The organism is Mycolicibacterium sp. SMGY-1XX, from assembly GCF_059132455.1.
On sequence record NZ_CP101139.1, the window covers coordinates 6489692 to 6512527 of the forward strand.

Below are 22836 nucleotides of genomic sequence, written 5' to 3' on the forward strand. Positions count from 1 at the left end.
GACAGCGATGCCCACTATAACCGGACTGGGGTCCGATTATTCCCCGGTCAGCCCAGCACGCGTGCCGCGGCGGCGCGCGCTTCAGCGGCGCTGGACGTGCGCAGGACAGCCTCCGCGGCGTCCCGGCACTGCTGCAGCGTGACCGTCGACAGCTTGGCGCCCACCGCGCGCACGGCGGCCGCGGCCGCCGACAACGAGCTGACACCGAGCCCGGCCAGCACACACGCCAGCAGCGGGTCCGCCGCCGCCTCACCACACACACCCACCGGCTTGTCGGCCTCGACCCCGGCCTTGGCGGCCAGCGCCACCAAAGCCACCACCGCGGGTTGCCAGGGGTCGGTGAGCGTGGCCAGCTCGGCAGACATCCGGTCGGCCGCCATGGTGTACTGCGCCAGATCGTTGGTGCCGATCGACAGGAAGTCGACGTGGGCCAGGATGCGGTCGGCCAGCAACGCTGCGGCGGGGACCTCGATCATCACCCCCGGCGTCAGCCCGTGGGCACGCACGCGCTCGGCGAAGTTTCGGGCTTCCTCGGCCGTGGCGATCATGGGCGCCATCACCCACGGCGAGGTCCCGGTGCGCTGCGCCGCCGCCGCGATGGCCTCGAGCTGACGCTCCAGCAACTCGGGATTGCCCGCCGCGATGCGGATGCCGCGCACACCCAGCGCCGGGTTGGCCTCGTCGGGATGACCCGCGAACTTCAGCGGTTTGTCCGATCCGGCGTCGAGGGTGCGGATCACCACCTTGTGACCGGAGAACGCCTCGAGCACCTCGCCGTAGATCTCCGCCTGTTCGTCCACCGACGGTTCGGAGTCGCGGTTGAGAAAGCACAGCTCGGTGCGGAACAGGCCGATGCCCTCGGCGGGCACCTCCAGGGCGGCCCGGGCGGCGGCTCCGTCCTGGACGTTGGCCAGGACGGCCACCGGATGCCCGTCTGCGGTGGCGCCCGGACCCGCCCAGCCGGCCGTCGCCGCGGCGATGACACCCGCCCGCTCGACCTCGGCCCGCGCCTCGGCAGGCTCCGGGTCGACGGCGATGATCCCACGGGTGCCGTCGAGCAGGACCCGTGTTCCGGCCTGCACGTCATCGAGGCCCCCGACCGCGACGACACACGGGATGCCGAGCTGGCGGGCGATGATGGCGGTGTGGCTGGTGGGCCCGCCGAATGTGGTGGCCAACCCGACGACCAGGGCGGGGTCCAGTCCCGCGGTGTCCGCCGGAGCCAGATCCTCGGCACACAGGATGGACGGCACGTCGGGCACCGGGACACCGGGTTCGGCCAGGCCGCTGAGTTCGGCCACCACCCGATCGCGGATGTCACGCAGGTCGGTGACCCGCTCGGCCATCAGACCGCCCATCTGGGTGAACAGATCGGTGAACTGTGCGACGGCGTCGACGGTGGCACGCACCGCCGGGCTGCCCTGACCGATCCGCTTCTCGGCGGCCCCCAGCCACGCGCGGTCCTGCGCCAGCATGGCCGTGGCGGCCAGCACTTCGGACGCCGCGCCGGTGGCGTGCGCCGCCCGGTCCCGCAGGCGTTGCGCCACTGCGTTCGCCGCGGCGACGAAACGGCTGACCTCCGCGGGACGGGCCGCTTCCTCGATCTCGGGCTGCGCGGCCAGCCGTTCCACCGGCACCGCGTGGCCGGGACGGATGACAGGCGCGTACTGGACGCCGGGGACCACCGGCACGCCCCGCAGGACGCTCCCGGCGACCTCACCGGCAGCAGGTGACACAGGTGCAGATGAACGGCTCATGTGAAGCAGATTACAACTTTCCCTTGACAAGTCAACACGTTCAAGCGTAAAACAACACATATCAACATTTAACCGGCTTGAATCCCACACAAACGGGATTCCACTGATCTGGAGCGCCGTGTACCCCGAAGAGCGTCAACAGGCCATCGCCGCACTGGTGATGTCGCGTGGCCGCGCCTCGGTGACCGAACTGGCCGAGGCCTACGAGGTCACCACCGAAACCGTGCGACGCGACCTCGCCGTGCTGGACCGGGCCGGTGTCGTGCGCCGTGTCCACGGCGGCGCGGTGCCTGCTCGCGCTCTGCACGTCGTCGAATCCGGAGTCGCCGAGCGCGACAGCACCCGGGCCGACCACAAGGATGCGATTGCGCGCGCCGCCATGGAGTTCTTCCCCATCAGCGGCGCCAGCGTGCTGTTCGACGCCGGCACCACCACCGCGCGGGTGGCCGCGATGCTGACCCAGGAGCACGAGCTCACCGTCGTCACCAACTCGGTGCCCATCGCGGCGCGGGTGGCGACGTCACCATCGGTGTCACTACAACTGCTCGGAGGCCGGGTCCGCGGCCTCACCCAGGCCGCCGTGGGCGAGCAGGTGCTGCGGGTGCTCGACACCCTGCGCGTCGACATCGCGTTCATCGGAACCAACGGCATCACCACTTCGCACGGCCTGTCCACTCCCGACACCGAGGAGGCCGCCGTGAAGCGGGCCATGGTGCGATGCGCCAATTACGTTGTGGTCGTCTCGGATTCATCGAAGATCGGTCGCGAGGAATTCGTCAGCTTCGCCGCCCTCAGTGAGGTGGACGCGCTGATCACCGACAACGAGATCGCCGACGATGCACGAGCGGCACTGACCGAACACGGTCTCGAAGTGGTGATCGCGTGATCGTCACCGTCACACCGAATCCCAGTGTCGATCGCACCGTCACACTGCCGACTCCACTGACCCGGGGTGCGGTGCACCGCATCGCCACCGTGTCCACCGAACCCGGCGGCAAAGGCGTCAACGTGGCCCGGGCGCTGACCCTGGCCGGCGTCGACGCGGTGGCCGTACTGCCCGCCGCACACGGCGACCCGTTCATCTCCGCCCTGGCCGGGACCGGCGTGCCCTATGCGACGGTGCCGATCGGGGATGCGGTGCGCACCAACCTGGCGATCACCGAGAATGACGGCACCACAACCAAACTCAACGAGCGGGGCGCCGCGCTGGATCAGGCGTCGCTGGCTGCCCTGACCGATGCGGTGGTCAAGCGCGCCGCGGCCGCCGACTGGGTGGTGCTCTCCGGCTCGCTTCCTCCCGGCGCGCCGCAGAGCTGGTACGCCGATGTGGTGGCAGCCCTGCGGGGACTGCCCTGCCGTGTGGCCGTCGACACCTCCGAGGGGCCCCTGCTGGCGTTGGCCGCCCGCTTCGACGACGCGGCCCCCGACCTGCTCAAACCGAACAGCGACGAGCTGGCCAGCCTTTCCGGGCACTCACCCGCTGAGCTGGAAGCAGCCGTCGCACAGGGTAATCCGGAACCCGTGGTGTCAGCCGCACTGACCCTGCTGGGCCGCGGCGTCGGCAATGTCCTGGCCACCCTGGGCGCTTCCGGAGCGGTGCTGGTCAACAACACCGGCGCCTGGCTGGCCACCCCACCACCGATCATTCCGAGGAGCACCGTCGGCGCCGGTGACTCCTCACTCGCCGGTTACGTACGCGCCGACGTCGCCGGGGCGGAAGCGCCACGACGCCTGCAGATGGCGGTTGCCTACGGTAGCGCCGCCGCCGCGCTGCCCGGCTCGGCACTGCCCGCACCGGCCGACATCGACCTCGACGGAGTCCGCGTCGTGTCGATCTCGCCCCATCTCCTGTGAACCACGAACCGCCGAAACCCGAGGTGTCTGACATGACCAATCCACGCCAACCGATCACCGAGACGGGTCTGGTGCTGCTCGACGTCGACGGTGGCCCAGACAAAGAGGCGGTGATCGGCCGACTGGCCGAGCAAGTCGCCGCCGTCGGCCGCTCCACCGACCCCGACGGTCTGCGGGGTGCAGCCATGGCCCGGGAAGCGCAGTCGGCGACCGGCCTGCCCGGTGGTATCGCCATCCCGCACTGCCGCTCGCCGTACGTGGACTCGGCGACCATAGGATTCGCCCGGCTGTCCCCGAAGGTGGATTTCGGTGCCCCCGACGGCCCCGCCGATCTGGTGTTCCTCATCGCGGCCCCCGATTCCGGCGGCGCTGAGCACATGAAGCTGCTCTCCAGCCTGGCCCGTGCCCTGGTACGACCCGATTTCGTCGCGTCACTGCGGGACGCCTCGTCGGCCGAGGAGGTGGTGGGCCTCGTCGAGGACGTGGTCAATCCCGCCCCCGCGCCGGCGCCGGTGGCCGCCCCGGCGCCGGCCGCGGAACCCGCTGTGGCCAACCAGAAGTCGATCGTGGCCATCACCGCGTGCCCCACCGGCATCGCCCACACCTACATGGCCGCCGATTCGCTGGCAGCCGCGGCCAAGCGGGCCGGCGTCGACTTCACCGTGGAGACACAGGGCTCCTCGGGCAGCACCCCGATGTCCGCAGCCACCATCGCCGCTGCCGACGCCGTCATCTTCGCCACCGACGTCGGCGTCAAGGACCGCCAGCGGTTCGCCGGGAAACCGGTGATCGCCTCCGGGGTCAAGCGCGCGATCAACGAACCCGACCAGATGATCACCGATGCCCTGGCCGCCGCCGACAACCCGAACGCCGCGCGGGTGGAAGGTTCTGCGGCTACCACGTCGTCCGCTCCGTCGGGATCCGCCGGCGTGGGCTGGGGTACCAGAACCCGGCAGATCCTGCTCACCGGTGTCAGCTACATGATCCCGTTCGTCGCCGCGGGTGGTCTGCTGATCGCGCTGGGCTTCCTGTTCGCCGGCTACGAGATCGCCAACACCCCCGAGGGCGGCTCACTGTCGTTCGGCAACATGTACGCCCTCGAGAACTCGTTGACCAACCTGCCCCCGGGCGGTCTCACCCAGTACATCGGTGCCGTGCTGTTCACCCTGGGCGGGTTGGCCTTCGGCTTCCTGGTGCCTGCGCTGGCCGGTTACATCGCCTTCGCAATCGCTGACCGGCCCGGTATCGCACCGGGTTTCACCGCAGGTGCGGTGGCGGTGTTCGTGGGTGGCGGCTTCATCGGCGGCATCGTGGCCGGTGTGATGGCGGGCTTCGCGGCGTTGTGGATCAGCCGGATCAACGTGCCCAAGTGGTTCCGCGGTCTCATGCCGGTGGTCATCATCCCGCTGTTCGCGTCGCTGATCATGGGCCTGCTGATGTTCTTCCTGGTCGGCCGTCCGCTGGCGTGGGTGAACACCAGCCTGACCGAGTGGCTGTCGAGCATGTCCGGCACCTCGGCTGTGGTGCTGGGCGTGATCCTGGGCCTGATGATGTGCTTCGACCTGGGCGGTCCGGTCAACAAGGCGGCCTACGCGTTCGCCACCGCCGGCCTGGCCGCGGCCACCACCGCGAGCTTCACCATCATGGCCGCCGTGATGGCCGCGGGTATGGTCCCGCCGCTGGCCATGGCACTGGCCTCGACGGTGCGGCCCGGGCTGTTCACCGAGCCGGAACGCGAAAACGGCCGCGCAGCTTGGCTTCTGGGTGCCTCGTTCATCTCCGAGGGCGCCATCCCGTTCGCTGCTGCAGACCCCTTGCGGGTGATCCCGTCGATGATGGCCGGTGGCGCCGTCACCGGTGCGCTGAGCATGGCCCTGGACGTCCAGTGCCGCGCCCCGCACGGCGGCATCTTCGTCCTCTTCGCCATCGACAACAAGCTCGGCTTCCTCATCTCGCTGGTCGCCGGGACCGTCGTCGCCGCGGCGGCCGTGATCGCGGCCAAGCAGTTCCTCGGCGCCAAGCCCAGGGAAACCGCCCCGGCCACGACCGAACTCGCCGCGGCCTGAAACCTGCGCCCAAACCGACACATGGGCCCAAAAGTACGAGTAGAACCCACCATTACGTCGATCTCGACACAGGAGAGAACAACAATGCACACCAAAACCGTCATCGTCGGCTCCGCCATCGGCCTGCACGCCCGCCCCGCCGCCATCATCTCCGAAGCCGTCGTCAAAGCCGGTGTCCCCGTCACCCTTTCGGTGGACGGCGGCGAACCGGTGGACGCCGGCTCGGCCCTGATGATCATGACCCTCGGCGCGGGCAACGGCGCCCAGGTGACCGTCGCCTCGGAGAACGAGGCGACGGTCGACGAGATCGCCAAACTGGTGCAGCAGGACCTCGACGCCTGAGGCTAAGCGGCGGTCTCGCCGGTCGGCATCAACCGGTCCAGCACGTCGGTGAGGGTGATCAACCCCACCGGCGCGTCACCGTCGGTCACCACGGCCAGATGCCCACGCGTTTCGCGCATGGTGCGCAGCGCCTCATACACCGGTGTAGCACCGCGCAGTACCAGCGCCGGCCGCATCAGATCAGCCGCCGTGGCGCCCGGCCGCGCCGACAGGCTGTCGCGGACATGCACCACACCCTCCACGCCGTCACCGAGCACCAGCAGCCGCAGATGCCCGGTGGCACGCGAGACCCTCTGCACCGCAGCGGGATCCGCGTCTGCGGTCACGGCGCTGGGCACCTCACCGGAGACCAGCTCCCCGACCGTCAACGCCTGCAACTCCAGCGCGCTCATCAGATTGGCGCTGTAACGCTCATCGAGTGTGCCGACCGTCGCCGAGTGTTCCACCAGATGCCGCAGGGTGTCCGGGTCCTGTCCGGAGGCCACCTCGTCGACCGGGGTGACACCGACCTTGCGCAGCATCCAGTTCGCGGCGTGGTTCAGTGCGATCAGCAGCGGCCGGAACACCGCCATGAACGCCCGCATGGGCAGCGCCAGCATGATTGCCGAACGCTCCGGGTGCGCGATCGCCCACGACTTCGGCGCCATCTCGCCCACCACCAGGTGCAGGAAGGTGACGATCACCAGCGCCAGTATGAAACCGGCGACGTCAGCCGCCCAGCCGGGCGCTCCCCAGGAGCTGAACACCGGCGTGAGCCAGTGGTGCACAGCGGGTTTGGTGATGGCACCAAGCGCCAGGGTGCACGCGGTGATGCCGAGCTGCGATCCGGCCAACAACACCGACAGCTCGCTCGAGCTGCGCAGCGCGGCGCGGGCGGAGCGACTGCTCGACGCAGCGTCCTCGATACGGTGCCTGCGCGCCGCGATCAACGCGAACTCCACGGCCACGAAGAACGCACTCGCCGCGATCAGCGCGACGGTGATGAGACCGATGACCAACGGGCTGTTCATCGCTGGGCCTCCTCGGCGCGGACGGCGACGAACACCGACGAGGGCACGTGCTTGTCGACGGCCCGGATCTTGATGGTCAGCAGATCCTGCGGCTGCGGTTCGTCGGCCACCAGATCGGCGGCTTCGGGCTCCAGCGCCACCGCCACCGTGTCGCCGACAGCGGGCAGCCCGCCGGATTCGGCGATGGCCAGACCGGCGATGGTCTCGTAATCGCCCTCGGGCAGAAGGCGATCGAACAGCCGGTGCACCTCGTCGAGCGGGGTGTCGCCGGGCATCACCCAGCCGTCACCTTCGGCCACGGCGTCGTCGTCGGAGTCTGCATCGTGCTCGTCGTCGATCTCCCCGACCAATTCCTCGGCCATGTCCTCGATGGTGACCACACCGGCGAATCCACCGTATTCGTCGATCACCAGCGCCATCTCCTCGTCAGCGGCGCGCAGCGCCCCCAACACCGACGGCAGCGGCATCGCTGTCGGCACGATCACCGTTGGGCGACAACGTGTTCCAGCGGTTCCGCCGGACACCTCGGGATCCAGTAGATCCAGCATGCGCACCACACCGCGCAGATCATCGACGTCCTCCCCGACGACCGGGTACCGGGTGTGCCCACGGGCCATCAGCGCCAGCACGGCGTCAGCGGGTTCGTCGGCGTGCACCACATCCACGCGCGACCGCGGGATCATGGCGTGCTCGGCGGTCCGGGTCGGGAAGTCCAGCGTCCGGTCCAGCAGCGCGGACAGATCGCGCGGCAGCTCCCCCGCATCGCGGGAAGCGGCCACGATGTGCTCGAGATCCCTTGGCGTTGCCGAGTGTTCGACATCGTGCACCGGCTCGATACGCAGCGCCCGCAGCAGCAGGTTCGAGCTCTGGTCGAACAGCCAGATCAGCCAGCCGAACAACCGCAGATACCAGGTGGTCGACAACGCCAGCGCGCGGGCCACCGGCTCCGGCCGGGCGATGGCGAGGTTCTTGGGAAACAGCTCGCCGAAGAGCATCTGCACCAGCGTCGAGAACACGATTGCGGCCACCGCACCGATGGCGATGCCCACCCCGGTGGGCACGTGAGCGCCACCGAGCAGCACTCCGATGCTCTCGCCGATCAAGGGTTCGGCGACGTACCCGACCAGCAGGCCGGTGACCGTGATGCCCAGCTGGGCGCCCGAGAGCATGAACGACGTCCGTCGGGTCACGGCCAGCGCGCGTTGTGACGCGCCGTCACCGGATTCGGCGCGCGCTTTCAGGCGCGACCGGTCGACGGCCATATAGGCGAATTCTTGAGCAACGAAGTATCCGGTCAGCGCGGTGATGAAGAGCACCACGACGACGCCGAGCGCGATACCGGCAACCGCTGTCACCATCTCCCCACCTCCGGCCTGCAACTCGTCGCGGCATCAGTCCGGGGTGGGACGGGTCTTCGGGGTTCGGCGGGCAAGCGCCTCATCACTCCCTCTGCGGTCGATTTCGGATAGAGGATCCCGAGCATAACGGAATCCCACATCAACGCAGGTCAGCGCTCAGGTCGCAGCCTCGGAAGCCGAAATCCGGGCGCCGCAATGGCACAGTGGACAACCATGAAGCTGCGCAGAGTCCTGACCGACAATGTTCTGCACACCCAGCGGCTCCACAACGGAACCTGGCAGGAACTCCCGGGCGCGTCGCCGCTGGGGCCGTCCCCGTTCACACCGGAGTGGGAACTCGCCACTGCGAACCGTCACCTGCAGCACTCGAATGCACTGCTGCCGTTCACCCCGCTGTCGTTCCGCGACTTCCTGCTCAGCGAAACACACAACGTCAACGCCGCTCGCGGCATGCTGGCCCGGTTCTACCCAAAGCAGGCGCGTATCACCTCGGTGGCCGAAAGGCTCACGCGCCGAACGTTTCCCCTGTTCCGGCCGAAGAAACTCTTCTATCAACAACCGATCTACTACATGTCGAACGCCATGACGATCGTGCCGACGGGCACCCCGGTGGCCTTCCCCGGGTACTCCCACGGGCTGGATTTCGAGCTCGAACTCGGTTTCGTGTTGGCCGAACCCCTGCACAACGCCGGTCCGGCCGAGGCCACCGACGCCATCGGCGCATTCGTCCTGCTCAACGATTTCAGCGCACGCGACGTGCAGCGCAACGAGATGAACAGCGGCCTCGGCCCACAGAAGTCCAAACACTTCCTCAGCTCCATGTCGGAGATCGCGGTCACCGCCGACGAGGTGCTGCCGCGTTTCGACACGCTCACCGGCTCGGTGGCGATCAACGGCGGGGTGGTGAGCACCGTCGGCACCTCCGGACTGCAGTGGACCATCGGTGACGTGCTGGCCCACGCCTCGCGCGATGAGCAGTTGTTGCCGGGCGAGCTGATCGGCCTGGGCACCCTGGCCGGCGGGTCCGGCATGGAGACCGGGAACTGGCTGCGTCCGGGCGACACCCTCCGTCTGGAACTCGACGGGATCGGAACCGTCGAACACGAGATCCTGCCGTGACGGGCACGTCCGGCGGACGGTTGGGCGCCTTCGTCCGGGAGTCGGGTTACCTCCGCAAGTGGCTGATCCTGGGGGTGTCCATCGGCGTCATCGCCGGCCTCGGGGCGGTGGTGTTCTACCTGGCGCTGAAGTACTCCACCGAGTTCCTTCTCGGCTATCTGGGCGGTTATGACGTCCCGACGGCGTTCGCCGACGGCAATGACCGCGGGTCCGAGGGCTTCGACCGCCCCTGGGCGATCCCGTTGATCACCACCGCCGGCGCGCTGGTCTCGGCGCTCATCGTCGCCGCACTCGCCCCGGAGGCCAGAGGGCACGGCACCGACAACGCCATCGAAGCGGTGCACACTGATCCACGCGCCATCCGCGCCCGGGCGGTCCTGGTCAAGATGGTCTCCAGCGCGCTCACCATCGGGTCCGGCGGTTCCGCCGGACGTGAGGGCCCGACGGCGCAGATCTCTGCGGGGTTCGGGTCGCTGCTGACCAGGTGGCTGGATCTGTCCGACGCAGACGGGCGGGTGGCGGTATCACTGGGAATCGGCAGCGGTATCGGCTCGATCTTCGGTGCGCCCCTGGGCGGCGCGGTCCTCGCGGCCTCGATCGTCTACCGCGAGGATTTCGATTACCGGGCCGTGATACCCGGCTTCATCACCTCCGGTACCGCGTATGCGGTGTTCGGGTCCATCGTGGGTTTCGACCCGTTGTTCGGTTACCTCGCCACCGACTATCGCTTCGACCCGGCGCAACTACCCTGGTTCCTGCTGATCGGAATCGTCTCCGCCGCAGTCGGTTACCTGTACGCCAAGATCTTCTACGGCACGGTGGCGTTCGCGGATCGCCTCGCCATTCCGGGTGGGTCCGTTGTGAAACCGGCCGTCGGCGGTCTGTTGGTGGGCCTGCTGGCGTTGATGATTCCCCAGATCCTGTCCAGCGGTTACGGGTGGGTGCAGCTTGCGGCTGACCGGGACACTCTGATGGCGATACCGCTGTGGATCGTCATCGTTCTCCCGATCGCCAAGATCGTGGCGACCTCGCTGTCCATCGGGACGGGTGGCTCCGGCGGCATCTTCGGGCCCGGCATCGTCATCGGCGGGTTCGTCGGGGCCGCGATCTGGCGGCTGGCCGAGTTGGCCGGTGCCCCAGCGCTTCCCGACGGGCCGGCGGTGTTCATGATCATCGCGATGATGGCGTGTTTCGGCAGCGTCGCCCATGCGCCGCTGGCGGTGATGATCATGGTTGCGGAGATGACGGGGTCATTCTCCGTGATTCCCGGCGCGATGGTGGGAGTGGGCATCGCCTACCTGCTGATCACCCGCACCACGGTGTCGATGTACCGGGCGCAGCGACTCGACCGGGACACCGCCGCAGCCGAACGCGGTGTCCTACCGGCCCGCAAGGCCACGGATTCCGAGTACTGATCCCGCCCAACATGATTCAGGCCCGCACCACAGCGGCGCGGGCCTGAATCGAGTGTTGGCTACTTCTTGGCCTTCTGCTTGGCCTTGCGGGCGGCTCCCTTTTCGGTGCTCTCGCCCGAGCTGACGATCTCACCGCCGGAGTTCTCCAGGTGTGCACGCACGAACCACTGGAACTTCTCCAGCTCGGCGGAGTGCCCGATCAACATGTCCTCCGACACCGGATCCAGGTCGCCGAGGGTTTCGATGTATTTGCGGGTGTCTTCGATCACCCCGTCGTACACCAGGTTCACCGCGGCCAGATGGGCGAGCACGTTGTCGCGACCCACGGAGTAGTCATCCCAGGTGCGGTCCTTGAGGATGGCGCCGGGGGTGCCCTGCGGTGACGCACCCAGTGCGGCGATGCGCTCGGCGGTTTCGTCGGCGTACCCGCGAACCAGTTCGACCTGAGGGTCGATCATCTCGTGCACGCCGATGAAGTTGGGTCCCACCACGTTCCAGTGCACGTGCTTGAGGGTGAGGTGCAGGTCGTTGTACGTGCTGAGCTGCTTCTGCAGCAGGTCGGTCACCTTGCGGGCCGTGTCCTGCGACATCCCGGGAACAGTGAAGCTAGGCATAGTTGCTCCTTTGCCTGAAGTATTTGCCGATCGGGTGTGGTGTACCCGGACTGCCGCTCCCGTAACAGGCTCAGGTCAGAGCGCAGAAATGTTCTGCACCGGCAGCCGTGGTCCCCGCCGCGGCTCATGCGCATACCCGCTGACGTACAACAGCCGCACCACGCGGTGCCGGTGCGGCCGCATGGGCTCGAGCAACTCGACCATCTCGTCGTCGTCCACCGGGTAACCGAGCAATGTCCAGCCGATCATCTTGCAGACGTGATAGTCGCCCACCGAGAGCGCGTCGGCGTCGCCGAAGGCACGCTGCGCGGTTTCGGCGGCGGTCCAGACGCCGACGCCGGGCAGCGACATCATCGCCGTGCGCGCCTCCTCAGGGGCACGGTGCACCAGACGCTCCAAGGAGTCGGCCCGCTGCGCGCACCCCACGACGGTCCGCGCACGTCCGGGGTCGATGTTGGCGCGGTGGAACTCCCATGACGGAATACGCCGCCACACCTCGGCCGCGGGAAACACCCGCATCCGCTCCGGCGCCGGCCCCGGAGCCGGTGTGCCGTACTTGGTCACCAGCAACCGCCAGGCGCGGAACGCGTCGGCGCCGGGCACCCGCTGCTCGATCACCGCCGGGATCAGCGCCTCGAGCACCTGCGATGTTCGTCCGAGCCGCAGGTGCGGCGCCTTGCGCAACGCGTCGGCCACCAGCGGGTGCGTCGGCACGAAGTCGCCGGCGTCGTCGTCGGCGCCCAGGTACGCCGGGAGGCCGTCGGCGAATTCCGCTGCGCCCGGACCCCACATCTGCGCACGCACGGCATTCGGCGCGGTGCGGACGATCCGCGCCGTCACCGGCCCGGAAGTCAGCAGGCTGGTACGCCAGATCGCGCCGTCGGCAATCTGGAACGTCGGGTCACCCGAGCCGCGCCGCAGCGGGGACAGTGTGGCCCCTGGGCTGGCCGGGCCGTCGAAGATGACGGTGCGTTCGAGGGCGGTCAATCGTCGGTGACGCTGATCTCGGCTTTGTCCGGGTAGAACGCGACATGCCCGGCGATCGCCGCCACCGCGGGGTAGGAATGCTCGTAGGCCCAGATCGCGTCGTCGACGGTGGTGCCCCCAGCGGTGACGCTGTAGTAGCTGGCGGCACCCTTGTAGGGGCAGTACGTGGTGGTCGTGGTGCACGTCAGCCCGTGCTGCGCCACGTCGGTGAAGGGAATGTATTGCACCGCAGGGTAAGTGGATTCCTGCAGGGTCAGGGCGGAACGGGTGTCGGCGACCACGTCGCCGTTGACCCGGACCACGACGCGGCCCGCGGTGGGCTCGATGGTGATGGGATGGTCGGGACCGGGCTGCAGGACCTTGCGCTGACCCATTCTGATACCTCCTGGCGATGCTCCAGAGTAGCTGTTCGGCGGCGCCGCGGCGGCTGCGCTTCCGGCTTGACTGCGCCGGGCTCACCCACCGTGACGGCCACTGTGGAGATCAACGCCGACCCTGAGCAGGTGTATGCCCTGAGCTCCCTGGAACGCCGGGGCCACCGCACGTCCTGTCAACGGCCACCGAATGCGTAGCGATGGTAGGTCGCCATGTTCCGCAGGGCGGGTACCGAACTCATCGCCGCGCCGAGGATTCGGTAGGCCCGCGGCACCGCACGGAAGCTGTCGGCCTGGAAGGCCGAGACCCAGGCCAGCAGCCGCGTTCCCGGAACGGCGCCGGTGATGTCATCGGGAGAATCGATGCCCCACGACAGCGTCGAGCCGGACCGCCGGACCACGGAATTGGTGAATTGCGCACGAATGCCGAGGCGGTTGAACGCGTCGAACTGCAGCTCACCGGACCCAAAGTGCTCGACCACCCGACGCAGCATGGCCACCCCGTCCTCACGCGTGAGGTACATGGTCAGGCCCTCGCCGATCAGCAGGGCGGGGCGGTCTGCGGCGATACCGGTCAGCCAGCCCGGATCGGTGACCGAGGCGGCGACGACGTGCGTGTGGTCACGCTGCGGATAGACCTGTGTACGCAGGCCGATCACCTCGGGGTGGTCGACATCGAACCACTCGACGCCCGGTCCGGGGTCCAGGCGGAACACCCGCGCGTCCAGGCCGCAGCCCAGGTGCAGCACCGCTGCTTTCGGATGAGCGGCCAGGAACTGCGCCGCCCAGTGGTCGAAGTGTGCGCTTCGGGTGGTCACCGCCGGGGCGCGGCGGGCGTCGATCGTGGTGCGGGCCCAGTCGTAGTCGATCTTCTCGACGGCCGCCTTGGCGAACCGATCGCCCAGGATCGGCCGGGGCGCGTCGGCGTCGAGCGCTTTGGCATACAGCGTCGCCAACATGGTCTGGGGCGGGCCGTTCAGATTCACGGGAACACCCATGAGTCCACGCTAATCCGACGCGCGGGCCTTCTTGCGCTCCGCGCGCATATCCGCCCAGAACCGCGCGGCTTCGCGCACCGACTCCTGCACCGGCCGGGGCTCCCACTGCAGTTCGCGACGTGCCTTCGCGCAGTCCACGCGCGCTTCGGCCCGCATCAGCCGCACCGATTCCAGCGTCAGCCGCTCGTCGGTGCCGCGCAGTCGCGCCTTGAGTGTGCCGACGGCCGCCATGGCCCACAGCGCGGGCAGCGGAATGGTCCGTGTGGGTGGGTCCACGCCGGCCTCGTCGGCGGCTATCCGGACCACCTCGGCGTTGCTGATCATCCGCTCGGAGACCAGGTAGCGTTCACCCGGGCGACCGTGTTCGGCGGCCTTGATCAGTGCGTCTGCCGCGTCTTCGACGCCCACCGCCTCGAGTGAGATCCGGTCGAGTACAAACGGCATCTTCCCGAACACCGTCCCGGCGATCAGCGCGCCGTGCGGTGTCATGCCGTAATCGCCGCGGCCGTAGGTGCTGGCCACGCACATCGCCACCGCCGGCAGACCTTTGGTCCTGGCGTACTCCAACACCAGGTCCTCGGCCTGCACCCGCGAGCGGACGTAGGCCGTCAGTCCGCGCCGGTCGATCTCGTCGCTCTCGGTGGCGACGCGCCCGTGCTTGCGCCCCACTGTCGAGTAGCTGCTGGTGAACACGAACTTCCGCAGGCCGCTCGAGACGGCCACGTCGAGCACCCCGCGCAACCCTTCGACGTTGGTGCGGAACAGCGGCGCAGGATCTCGCAACCACGCGCGGGTGTCGACCACGCAGTAGTACACGACGTCGCAGCCGGCCATCGCCGCGCGCACGGTGTCGAGGTCGAAGATGTCGCCGACGAACCGGGTGACGTCCAGGTCGTCGATGCTGACGGTGTTGGCGCTCGGCCGCACCATGACGCGGACGTCCTCGCCGGCAGCGACGAGCCGGCGCGTGACGTGCGAGCCGAGGAATCCGTTGGCGCCGATCACCAGAGCCGTCGTCCCGCGCCCGGTCCTCTCTCCCCCTCGTCCCTCGGGCTCGTCGACCGGGCTCATGAGCGTTTCCCGTACTTGGCGAACCACGCCGCCGCCTCGTCGTTGAGAGTGCCGAGTGCCTCCGCTTTGCGGCACCACTTGACGCTGGCCGCCACGAACCGCAGCGGGTTGTAGATGTCCTCCTGACGCCGCCATTTGCCGTCGCCGGCGTAGGTGACGATGGAGATGTTGGTGGCACTGATGACGGTGCCGTCGCCGGGATCGCGCATCGGGTTGTCGAGTTCGCAGATCACGCGACCGGTCGGCTCGTCGATGACACTCCACAGCGACGGGAACGACGTCATGTAGCTGCCGGGAAACACCGTCATGGTTTTCCAGATCCAGGAGCGGACCTCGTCACGGCCGTGCATGGTGCCCGCCGCGTGCTCGACATAGGTCACGTCGTCGGTGTAGTGCTCCACCCAGGCGTCCCAGTCCTGGGTGCGCGCCGCGCGGTCCACCGTCTGCTCGAACGTGGCGAACGCGGCGGTCAGCTCGTCGCGGGTGAAAGTGCTTGCAGCCGTCACAATCAGAACTAGAACACGTTCTAGCCGCGTTTGTCGAGAGTGGTCCACCCTGGTGAAGCGGGTCGGTGGCGTGCAACCCCGGACGGCTGGGTACGCCGGTAAACAGGACGGTTGCAGGACTATCTGAACGTGACTTGAGGTTATACAGACAGTCTGACAAGGAAGGACACATGACCAGGGCCTATAACAAGAATCCGGACGCGATCAACGCTTTGTCACCCGAGCAGTACCAGGTGACGCAGAAGAACGGCACCGAACGCCCGTTCACCGGCGAGTACTGGGACAACCACGAGCCCGGTATCTACGTCGACGTGGTGTCCGGCGAGCCGCTGTTCGCCTCGGTGGACAAATTCGAGAGCGGCAGCGGGTGGCCGAGTTTCACCAAGCCCATCGAAGCGGAGAACGTGCTGGAGAAGCGCGATCTGAGCCATTTCATGATCCGCACCGAGGTGCGCTCCGCACACGGTGACAGCCATCTGGGACACCTGTTCGACGACGGTCCCCGCGATCAGGGTGGGTTGCGCTACTGCATCAACTCGGCTTCGCTGAGATTCATCCACCTCGACGACCTCGAGTCGGAGGGGTACGGCCAGTACACCAAGCTCTTCAAGGAGGCACAGGCGTGAGCGCTACCAAGACCGCGATCCTGGCGGGCGGCTGCTTCTGGGGCATGCAGGATCTGATCCGCAAGCAGCCCGGCGTCGTCTCGACCCGCGTCGGCTACACCGGCGGCACCAACGATCATCCGACGTACCGGAATCATCCCGGGCACGCCGAAGCCATCGAGATCGAGTACGACCCGGCACAGACCGACTTTCGCACCCTGCTGGAGTTCTTCTTCCAGATCCACGATCCGAGCACCAAGGACCGTCAGGGCAACGACGTCGGCACCAGCTACCGGTCGGCGATCTTCTACCTCGACGACGAGCAGAAGCGCGTCGCGGAGGACACCATCGCCGATGTGGACGCCTCCGGTCTGTGGCCCGGCAAGGTGGTCACCGAGGTGACTCCCGCAAGCGACTTCTGGGAAGCCGAGCCGGAGCACCAGGACTACCTGGTGCACTACCCGAATGGCTACACCTGCCACTTCCCGCGCGCAGGCTGGAAGCTGCCCAAGCGGGCGACCCAGAACGCCTGATCAACCGGAGTGGGCGTGTGCGCGCGCCCACTCCGCCAGCGCGGCCTCGGTGGTGAGGTGGTCCAGGCCGCGTAGGACGGCGCCCAGCAGCGGCGCTTCGTCGCCGTGCAGTCCATCGAGCACGGGTGGGGCCGCGGCCTTGCGGAACGCCATCAATCCGTCCAGATAGGCCTGCTGAAAAGATGCGGGCGCAGCACCGCGCAAGCCCACGGCCAGCCCACCGAGTGTCACCACGTCGGGATCGTGCAGATTCACCAGTCCCCCCACCCCGCGCCCCAGGGCGGTGGCCACCTCGGTGAACGCTGCGCGGGTGCGGGTCGTGGACGTAGCCTCCAGCAGGCTGTGGGCGTACTCGACCGGATCGTCCGGCGGAGCCGCCCCGAGATGACGCGCCAGCGCACGCCCGTCGACGGTCAGGTCCCAGCAGGCCCGGGCCCCGCACGGGCACACCAGATCCGGGTCGCCGAACGGCACATGGCCGTACTCGCCGGCGGCGCCGTGGGCTCCGGCCAGCGGAACGCCGTCGACCACCAACGTCCCGCCCAAGCCGACCGCGACGATGAGATGCAGTGCGGTGCCCGCCGACCGGGCCGCACCCGTGCGCGCCTCGGCCAGTCCGGCCAGGGTGGCGTCGTTGCCGATCAACAGCGGCACCCCGGCAGGTAGCCGTTCGGTCAGTACGGACAACTCGACGTCTTTCCAGCCCCTGGTGGTGAACTGCACCAGCCGCGACCCGCTGACCGTGCCGGCCACCGACACCGAGACCGCGCCGATACGGTCGGGATCGCGCTCATGGGCCGCGGCCAGCGCCGAGCCCAGTTCGGTGAGCAACCGCGGCAGCCGCTTGCCGGCATGTTCGCCGCGATCGATCACCTGCCAGCGGCCGTCCAACCCGGCGGTGGCCAACCGCCAGTCTGCGGCCCGCACCTCGGCGGCCAGCACCAGCGGGCCTTCGGGGTGCGGCACCAGAACGCTCGTGGGCCTGCCCCGCCCCTGGGCCGGCGCGGGTAGCTCGTCGAGCAGCCATGCCCGCCGTAACCGCGCCACCACGTCAGTGGCACTGCCGCTGCCGATGCCCAGCCGCGCAGCCGCGGCCGCCCGGGTGATGCCGGGTTCGGCGCGGACCAACGCCAGCAGTTGCGCGGCGCTGAGCCACCGCAACTGGTCGGCCGATCGCTGCTCCTGGGGCATATCGGCGAACACCTTACCCAGCGGGCTTATCCGGTTGAATAAACTCGACGGCTGAGTATATTCATTGCAGTGACCGCAGTTCAGCCTTCTCGCCCGGTTCAGACGAGCGTGCGCCAGAGCCTGCCCGGCCTGTTGTCGCTTGCCCTGGCGTCGTGCCTGGCGGTCACCACCGAGATGCTGCCCATCGGTCTGTTACCCGCGATCGGTCAGACCTTCGGCGCCTCCGACGCCAGCACGGGCCTGTTGGTGAGCCTGTACGCAACCATGGTCGCGGTCCTCGCGGTACCGCTGACGCTGATCACCGCTCGCCTGCCCCGCAAGCCGCTGCTGCTGTCCACGCTGGCGTGTTACGCCCTGAGCAACGCCGTGGTGGCCCTGGCGCCGGCCTTCGCGGTGCTGGCCGCGGGACGCGTGATCGGCGGCATCACCCACGCACTGTTCTTCTCGTTGTGTATCGGCTACGTGCCACGCCTGGTGGACCGTGCGCTCGTCGGCCGGGCGTTGTCCATCGCCACCGGCGGCGCCTCGGCGGGTTTTGTTCTGGGCGTGCCGATTTCGACATCGCTCGGCAACGCCGTCGGATGGCGGCTGTCGTTCGGGCTGTTGGCCGCCCTGGCCGTGGTGACGCTGCTGCTGGTGACCCGGCTGCTGCCCGCCGTCGACTCCGGCACACCGGAGCGTCCGGCCGAGAGCAGCGGCCGCCGCCGCGACCTGACCGCGGTCGCCGCCGGGAACACCCTGACCTACCTGGGTCAGTTCACGCTGTACACGTTCATCAGCGTTCTCCTGCTCGGCGCCGGGGCGGCACCGGCGTTCATCGGTCCGATCCTGTTGGTGTGCGGCGCTTGTGGACTGCTCGGGCTGTGGCTGGCCGGCCGCGGTCTGGATCGCAATCCCCGCCGTACGACGTGGCTGTCGCTGGGCGCCGTTGTGCTCGCCGTGACCGCGTTCGGCGCGGGCTTCCCGGCGCTGATTCCATTGGTACTGGCCGCCGCGGTCTGGAACGGGGCCTTCGGCGGGGTGCCGCTGATCTACCAGGCCTGTTCGGTGCGCACCCACGCAGTGTCGCCGGAAATGGCCGGCGCCTGGGTGAATTCGACCGCCAACATCGGTATCGCCGGCGGAGCGGCACTGGGCGCTGCCCTGTTGCCCACCCTGGGTCCGGCCTGGCTGCCCTGGGTGGCGGTCGCCCTGGTCGCCGGCTCACTCACCCTGAGTCTGTTCACGCCGCGGGCGTTCCCGGCGCGCCCGTGACTGCGCGGCGGTGCACGGTGACCCGGCCGCCGTTCTTGGGTGTGAACGCGATTCCGCGGGAATGCCACTTCTCACCTGCGCGCGAGGTGGTGTCTATTCTGAAGTCGCGCAACACCGTTCGCAGCACCACGTCCATCTCCATGTTGGCGAACGCAGCGCCGACACAGCGCCGGGTGCCGCCACCGAACGGCACCCAGGCGAAGGTGTTCGGCCGCTTGCCGAGGAAGCGTTCGGGGTCGAACACCTCCGGGTCGGGGAATTCGTCCGAGTTGCCGTGCACCTGGCCGATCGCGACGCTCACCGAATAACCCTGCGGTATCCGGTATTCACCGAGTTCGAACCCTTGCGCCAGGACGTGCCTGCCCGCGAAATCGATGACGGTGCGGTTGCGCTGCACTTCCAGGATGACGGCCTGGCGGTATTCGTTGCCGTCGCCGCTCGCTTCCTCGACCAGCCGGGCCAGCACGGCCGGATGCCGGGAGATCCGCTCGAAGCTCCATGCCAGCGTCGACGCGGTGGTCTCGTGGCCGGCAGCCAGCAACGTCAGCAGCTCGTCGCCGATCTCACTGCGCGACATGGGCGAGCCGTCCTCGTAGGTGCTGCGCAACAGCAGCGCCAGGATGTCGGTGCGCTGCTCCAGCGCCGGATCGCGGCGCGCCTGTTCGATCAGCTGGTCCACCACGGCGTTGTATTCGCGGCGGTAGGACTCCAGCCGGCCCCATGGGGTCCACGAACCGAAAGTCCTTGCCGGCGTGGGTAAGATCGCCAGCCTGGAGCCGAGCGTCACCCACGGCGGGATGATGCGCTGCAGCGTCTGCAGACGCGCACCGTCGGCACCGAAGATGGCGCGCAGGATGATGTTCAGCGTTATCCGCATCATCGGCTCGAGGGTTTCGAGCTCCTCGCCGTCACGCCAGGAAGCCGTCTCCCGCACCGTCTCCTCTTCGACGATGCGTTCGTAGTTCTTCATCGCCTTGCCGTGAAACGGTGGGGTCAGCAACTTGCGCCGACGGCGGTGTTCGGCGCCCTCGAGGGCGAACACCGAGCCGGGCCCGAAGATCCTGCTCAGGTTGGGCTGGATGTTGCCCAGGTCCTCGGTGCTGGCGGTGAAGACCTGCTTGGCCAGCAGCGGGTCGGTGACCACCACCATGTTGCCGAACACCGGTACGCGGATGGTGAAGGCGCTGCCGTAGCGGGCGCGCAACACGCTGATGGTCTGCCTGCGGAACAGCGCGTAGCCGAGGCCCTGAAGCACCTTGGGCACCGGCGCCATCGGTGGCACCCGGAGTGCGATGTCCGGTTCTGGTTCGGCGTGCACGGTCATGGGATCGGCCCCCTCCATTACCGCGGTACCGCACCGTACCGCGTGGTGTCCCCCCACGGTACCCGGTGGTACCAACGGTGGCAAGGCATGCCGCCCTGCCCGGGCGACGGATGGGGGAGGATGGTGGCGTGGCCGATGTCGATGTCCCCGGGTCCACCGCTGGTGAGGACCCGTTCCGGACTCGCCTCCTCGAAGGGCTGGCCGCCTCCATCGAAGAGCGCGGTTACCGGGAGACGACGGTGGCCGACATCGTGCGGCACGCCAAGACCTCCAAGCGGACGTTCTACGACCAGTTCGGCAACAAGGACGACTGCCTGCTCGAACTGCTCGACATCGACAACGCGCGGATGATCGCCGATATCCGCACCGCCGTGGATCCCGACGCACACTGGTACCGCCAGGTGGAGCAGGCCATCGAGTCCTACGTGAACACCATCGCCTCTCGGCCCGCGATCTGGCTGGCGTGGATCCGCGAGTTCCCGGCACTCGGCGACCGCGCCCGGCCGGTCCAGCGTCGCAGCATGGAACGTCTCACCGACATGCTGATGGACCTGACCGCCAACCCGGGCTTCGTGCGCGCGCAGTTCCCTCCCGTGACGCGGCCGCTGGCGCTGATCCTGCTGGGTGGGCTGCGCGAGTTGACCGCCAACACCATGGAAGACGGCGACGACATCCGCAGCATCACCGACACCGCGGTGGCCGCCTGTGCCGCACTGCTCAGCCACGGCCACCCGGGAGCGCACTCCGACCTCGGGGGGCGGGATTGATCGGCCGTGTGCCGCCGGACCTGACGCTGGCCAACTGGCAGTCGCCGGAGCAGCTGCACTGGGCGTTTCAGCACATGGCCGATTTCCTGCCCGTCGCGGCGATCTCACGGGGCACGGGGCCGGTCGCCGAGCTGCCGCCGGAACCCACCGCGCTCGCGGAACTGCCGTTCTACGACGCCACCCACGCCAGGCAGACCACCGTGGGCGACGTGATGGCGGAGACGGTCACCGACGGCTGGATGGTGGTGCATCACGGCAGAACCCTCGCCGAGCACTACCACGGCGGGATGACCCCGGACACCGTCCACATCCTGATGTCGGTTTCCAAGACGCTGATCGCCGGCGTCGTCGGCGCACTGTCGGGTGCCGGCGTACTCGACGTCGACGCTGAGGTGACCGCCTACGTACCCGAGCTGGCGGCGTCCGGTTATGCGGGCGCCACCGTTCGCAATCTGCTCGACATGCGTTCCGGCATAGCGTTTTCCGAGGAGTACCTGAACCCGCTTGCCGAGGTGCGGTTGCTCGAGCAGGCCATCGGCTGGGCACCGCGTACCGTCCCCGACCTGCCGGCCACGATGTACGGCTTCCTGGCGACGTTGCGCCAGGCCGCACCGCACGGCGGCCCGTTCCACTACCGCTCGTGCGAGACCGACGTGCTGGGCTGGGTGTGCGAGGCCGCCGCCGGGCAGCGGATGCCGGAACTGATGTCCACACTGGTCTGGGGCCACCTGGGTGCGCGCAACGACGCCAGCATCGGCGTGGACCCGGTGGGCACCGGCATGTTCGACGGCGGCATCAACGCCTGCCTGAGCGACTTGGCCCGGTTCGGCTCCCTGTTCCTGTCCGACGGGGTATCACGCACCGGTGTGCAGGTGTTGCCGCAGGCGTGGGTGGCCGACACTCTGACCGGCGGGCCGGACTCCCGGGCCGCGTTCGCCGCCAGCCCGGATGACAACCGGATGCCCGGCGGCATGTACCGCAATCAGATCTGGTTGCCCTATCCCGGTGACAACGTACTGATGTGCATCGGCATCCACGGCCAGATGATCTACATCAACCGCGCCGCCGACATGGTGGCCGCCAAACTGTCCAGCTGGCCGTTGCCCCAGGACACCGCCAAGCTGTTCTCCACCCTGGCCGCCTTCGACGCGATCGCCGCCTCGCTGAGCTAGGTGCCCAGGTCCGGCACCACGTAGCCGAACACCTGGGGGAAGCCGAGACCACCACGCAACTCTGCGGGTGTCGCCAGCAGCACGTCGCCCCGGCCCGGGTCATAGATGCGGAACCGTCCGCCTTCGAATCCGATCAGCAGCACCCAGTGCCGCGGGATCACCTTGCCCAGCAGCATCGGCACCGGCCATCCCGCGGTCACGGCGGTACGGATGGCGTCCAGCTGAGCGGCTCGGGCGAACCGCCAGTGGTAGCGCACCCCCTTGCTGTGGGCGTTGAGCGCCTCCACCATGCCGAACGGTGTGGTGCCCAAGGCGCGCGGCCACACGGTGTTGAGCTGCCGGTGCAGGGTGGCCTGTTCCGACTCGAACCAGCCGGTGAGTTCCAGCCGGGCGGCGTACTCGGGGTCCAGCATGGCCGCCGCGACGATCGCGGTACTGGGCCCACACGTCACGCCGTCGCGCTGGCGGAGCTTCAGCTTGGTGAAATCGAGCGTCATCACCTGCCAGGGTAGGCGCGAT

General features: G+C 68.5%; 23 protein-coding genes. 11 read left to right on the forward strand and 12 right to left on the reverse strand.

Annotated elements, in window-relative coordinates:
- Positions 1-47 precede the first annotated feature (47 nt).
- Positions 48-1757, reverse strand: coding sequence for a phosphoenolpyruvate--protein phosphotransferase (gene ptsP / locus NL241_RS30970; protein ID WP_494395966.1), 1710 nt, complete (start codon positions 1755-1757; stop codon positions 48-50).
- Between the two features lie 118 nt (positions 1758-1875).
- Between ptsP and NL241_RS30975 the strand changes: the two genes are divergently transcribed.
- From NL241_RS30975 to NL241_RS30990, 4 genes are all read left to right on the forward strand, one after another.
- Positions 1876-2643: a DeoR/GlpR family DNA-binding transcription regulator gene (locus NL241_RS30975; protein WP_487693181.1), complete on the forward strand. Its 768-nt coding sequence runs from the start codon at positions 1876-1878 to the stop codon at positions 2641-2643.
- On the forward strand, positions 2640-3611 hold the full coding sequence (locus NL241_RS30980) for a 1-phosphofructokinase family hexose kinase (RefSeq protein ID WP_487693182.1): 972 nt from the start codon (positions 2640-2642) through the stop codon (positions 3609-3611). Before NL241_RS30975 ends, NL241_RS30980 begins: the two co-directional genes overlap by 4 nt.
- Positions 3612-3643: 32 nt before the next feature.
- Positions 3644-5677: a PTS fructose transporter subunit IIABC gene (locus tag NL241_RS30985; RefSeq protein ID WP_494395967.1), complete on the forward strand. Its 2034-nt coding sequence runs from the start codon at positions 3644-3646 to the stop codon at positions 5675-5677.
- 84 nt (positions 5678-5761) lie between these two features.
- Entirely contained in the window at positions 5762-6019 is a 258-nt protein-coding gene (locus tag NL241_RS30990) for an HPr family phosphocarrier protein (protein ID WP_487693184.1), read from the forward strand.
- A gap of 2 nt (positions 6020-6021) precedes the next feature.
- Here NL241_RS30990 and NL241_RS30995 read toward each other — a convergent pair whose 3' ends face one another.
- Both NL241_RS30995 and NL241_RS31000 read right to left on the reverse strand, forming a co-directional pair.
- Positions 6022-7029, reverse strand: coding sequence for a CNNM domain-containing protein (locus NL241_RS30995; RefSeq protein ID WP_494395968.1), 1008 nt, complete (start codon positions 7027-7029; stop codon positions 6022-6024).
- The gene (locus tag NL241_RS31000) at positions 7026-8387 is read right to left on the reverse strand and encodes a hemolysin family protein (protein ID WP_494395969.1); all 1362 of its coding nucleotides are present in this window, start codon (positions 8385-8387) and stop codon (positions 7026-7028) included. The genes NL241_RS30995 and NL241_RS31000 overlap by 4 nt, the downstream gene beginning before the upstream one ends.
- Before the next feature lie 213 nt (positions 8388-8600).
- Between NL241_RS31000 and NL241_RS31005 the strand changes: the two genes are divergently transcribed.
- Both NL241_RS31005 and NL241_RS31010 read left to right on the forward strand, forming a co-directional pair.
- Entirely contained in the window at positions 8601-9506 is a 906-nt protein-coding gene (locus NL241_RS31005; RefSeq protein ID WP_494395970.1) for a fumarylacetoacetate hydrolase family protein, read from the forward strand.
- Positions 9503-10921 (forward strand): chloride channel protein, encoded by a 1419-nt coding sequence (locus NL241_RS31010; protein ID WP_494395971.1) that lies wholly within the window; start codon positions 9503-9505, stop codon positions 10919-10921. Before NL241_RS31005 ends, NL241_RS31010 begins: the two co-directional genes overlap by 4 nt.
- A gap of 59 nt (positions 10922-10980) precedes the next feature.
- Here the strand turns inward: NL241_RS31010 and NL241_RS31015 are convergent, their stop codons facing one another.
- From NL241_RS31015 to NL241_RS31040, 6 genes are all read right to left on the reverse strand, one after another.
- Positions 10981-11535 (reverse strand): Dps family protein, encoded by a 555-nt coding sequence (locus NL241_RS31015; protein WP_487693190.1) that lies wholly within the window; start codon positions 11533-11535, stop codon positions 10981-10983.
- A 75-nt stretch (positions 11536-11610) separates the two neighbouring features.
- On the reverse strand, positions 11611-12522 hold the full coding sequence (locus tag NL241_RS31020) for a DNA-3-methyladenine glycosylase family protein (RefSeq protein WP_494395972.1): 912 nt from the start codon (positions 12520-12522) through the stop codon (positions 11611-11613).
- Positions 12519-12896: a DUF427 domain-containing protein gene (locus tag NL241_RS31025; RefSeq protein WP_494395973.1), complete on the reverse strand. Its 378-nt coding sequence runs from the start codon at positions 12894-12896 to the stop codon at positions 12519-12521. The genes NL241_RS31020 and NL241_RS31025 overlap by 4 nt, the downstream gene beginning before the upstream one ends.
- A 176-nt stretch (positions 12897-13072) precedes the next feature.
- Complete coding sequence (locus NL241_RS31030; protein WP_487693193.1) at positions 13073-13894, reverse strand: class I SAM-dependent methyltransferase; 822 nt, start codon at positions 13892-13894, stop codon at positions 13073-13075.
- Between the two features lie 9 nt (positions 13895-13903).
- Entirely contained in the window at positions 13904-14965 is a 1062-nt protein-coding gene (locus NL241_RS31035) for an NAD-dependent epimerase/dehydratase family protein (RefSeq protein ID WP_494395974.1), read from the reverse strand.
- Positions 14962-15471, reverse strand: a complete 510-nt coding sequence (locus NL241_RS31040; RefSeq protein WP_494395975.1) for a nuclear transport factor 2 family protein — start codon at positions 15469-15471, stop codon at positions 14962-14964. Before NL241_RS31040 ends, NL241_RS31035 begins: the two co-directional genes overlap by 4 nt.
- Positions 15472-15641: 170 nt before the next feature.
- On the opposite strand from NL241_RS31040, the gene msrB reads away from it, so the two are divergent.
- Positions 15642-16097: a peptide-methionine (R)-S-oxide reductase MsrB gene (msrB, locus tag NL241_RS31045; protein WP_487693196.1), complete on the forward strand. Its 456-nt coding sequence runs from the start codon at positions 15642-15644 to the stop codon at positions 16095-16097.
- Positions 16094-16609 (forward strand): peptide-methionine (S)-S-oxide reductase MsrA, encoded by a 516-nt coding sequence (gene msrA, locus NL241_RS31050; protein WP_494395976.1) that lies wholly within the window; start codon positions 16094-16096, stop codon positions 16607-16609. Before msrB ends, msrA begins: the two co-directional genes overlap by 4 nt.
- On the opposite strand, the gene NL241_RS31055 is transcribed toward msrA, so the two are convergent.
- Entirely contained in the window at positions 16610-17800 is a 1191-nt protein-coding gene (locus NL241_RS31055; RefSeq protein WP_494395977.1) for an ROK family transcriptional regulator, read from the reverse strand.
- A gap of 69 nt (positions 17801-17869) precedes the next feature.
- Here NL241_RS31055 and NL241_RS31060 point away from each other — a divergent pair, with 69 nt between their 5' ends.
- Complete coding sequence (locus NL241_RS31060) at positions 17870-19054, forward strand: MFS transporter (protein WP_494395978.1); 1185 nt, start codon at positions 17870-17872, stop codon at positions 19052-19054.
- Here the strand turns inward: NL241_RS31060 and NL241_RS31065 are convergent.
- Positions 19023-20378 carry a cytochrome P450 gene (locus tag NL241_RS31065; RefSeq protein WP_487693200.1) on the reverse strand — a complete coding sequence of 452 codons (1356 nt, stop codon included), beginning with the start codon at positions 20376-20378 and terminating at the stop codon, positions 19023-19025. The two genes, NL241_RS31060 and NL241_RS31065, sit on opposite strands and share 32 nt — an antisense overlap.
- A gap of 110 nt (positions 20379-20488) precedes the next feature.
- On the opposite strand from NL241_RS31065, the gene NL241_RS31070 reads away from it, so the two are divergent.
- On the forward strand, positions 20489-21145 hold the full coding sequence (locus tag NL241_RS31070) for a TetR/AcrR family transcriptional regulator (RefSeq protein WP_494398419.1): 657 nt from the start codon (positions 20489-20491) through the stop codon (positions 21143-21145).
- Positions 21142-22317, forward strand: a complete 1176-nt coding sequence (locus tag NL241_RS31075; protein WP_494395979.1) for a serine hydrolase domain-containing protein — start codon at positions 21142-21144, stop codon at positions 22315-22317. The genes NL241_RS31070 and NL241_RS31075 overlap by 4 nt, the downstream gene beginning before the upstream one ends.
- Here NL241_RS31075 and NL241_RS31080 read toward each other — a convergent pair.
- Entirely contained in the window at positions 22314-22814 is a 501-nt protein-coding gene (locus NL241_RS31080; RefSeq protein WP_494395980.1) for a hypothetical protein, read from the reverse strand. The two genes, NL241_RS31075 and NL241_RS31080, sit on opposite strands and share 4 nt — an antisense overlap.
- Positions 22815-22836 lie beyond the last annotated feature (22 nt).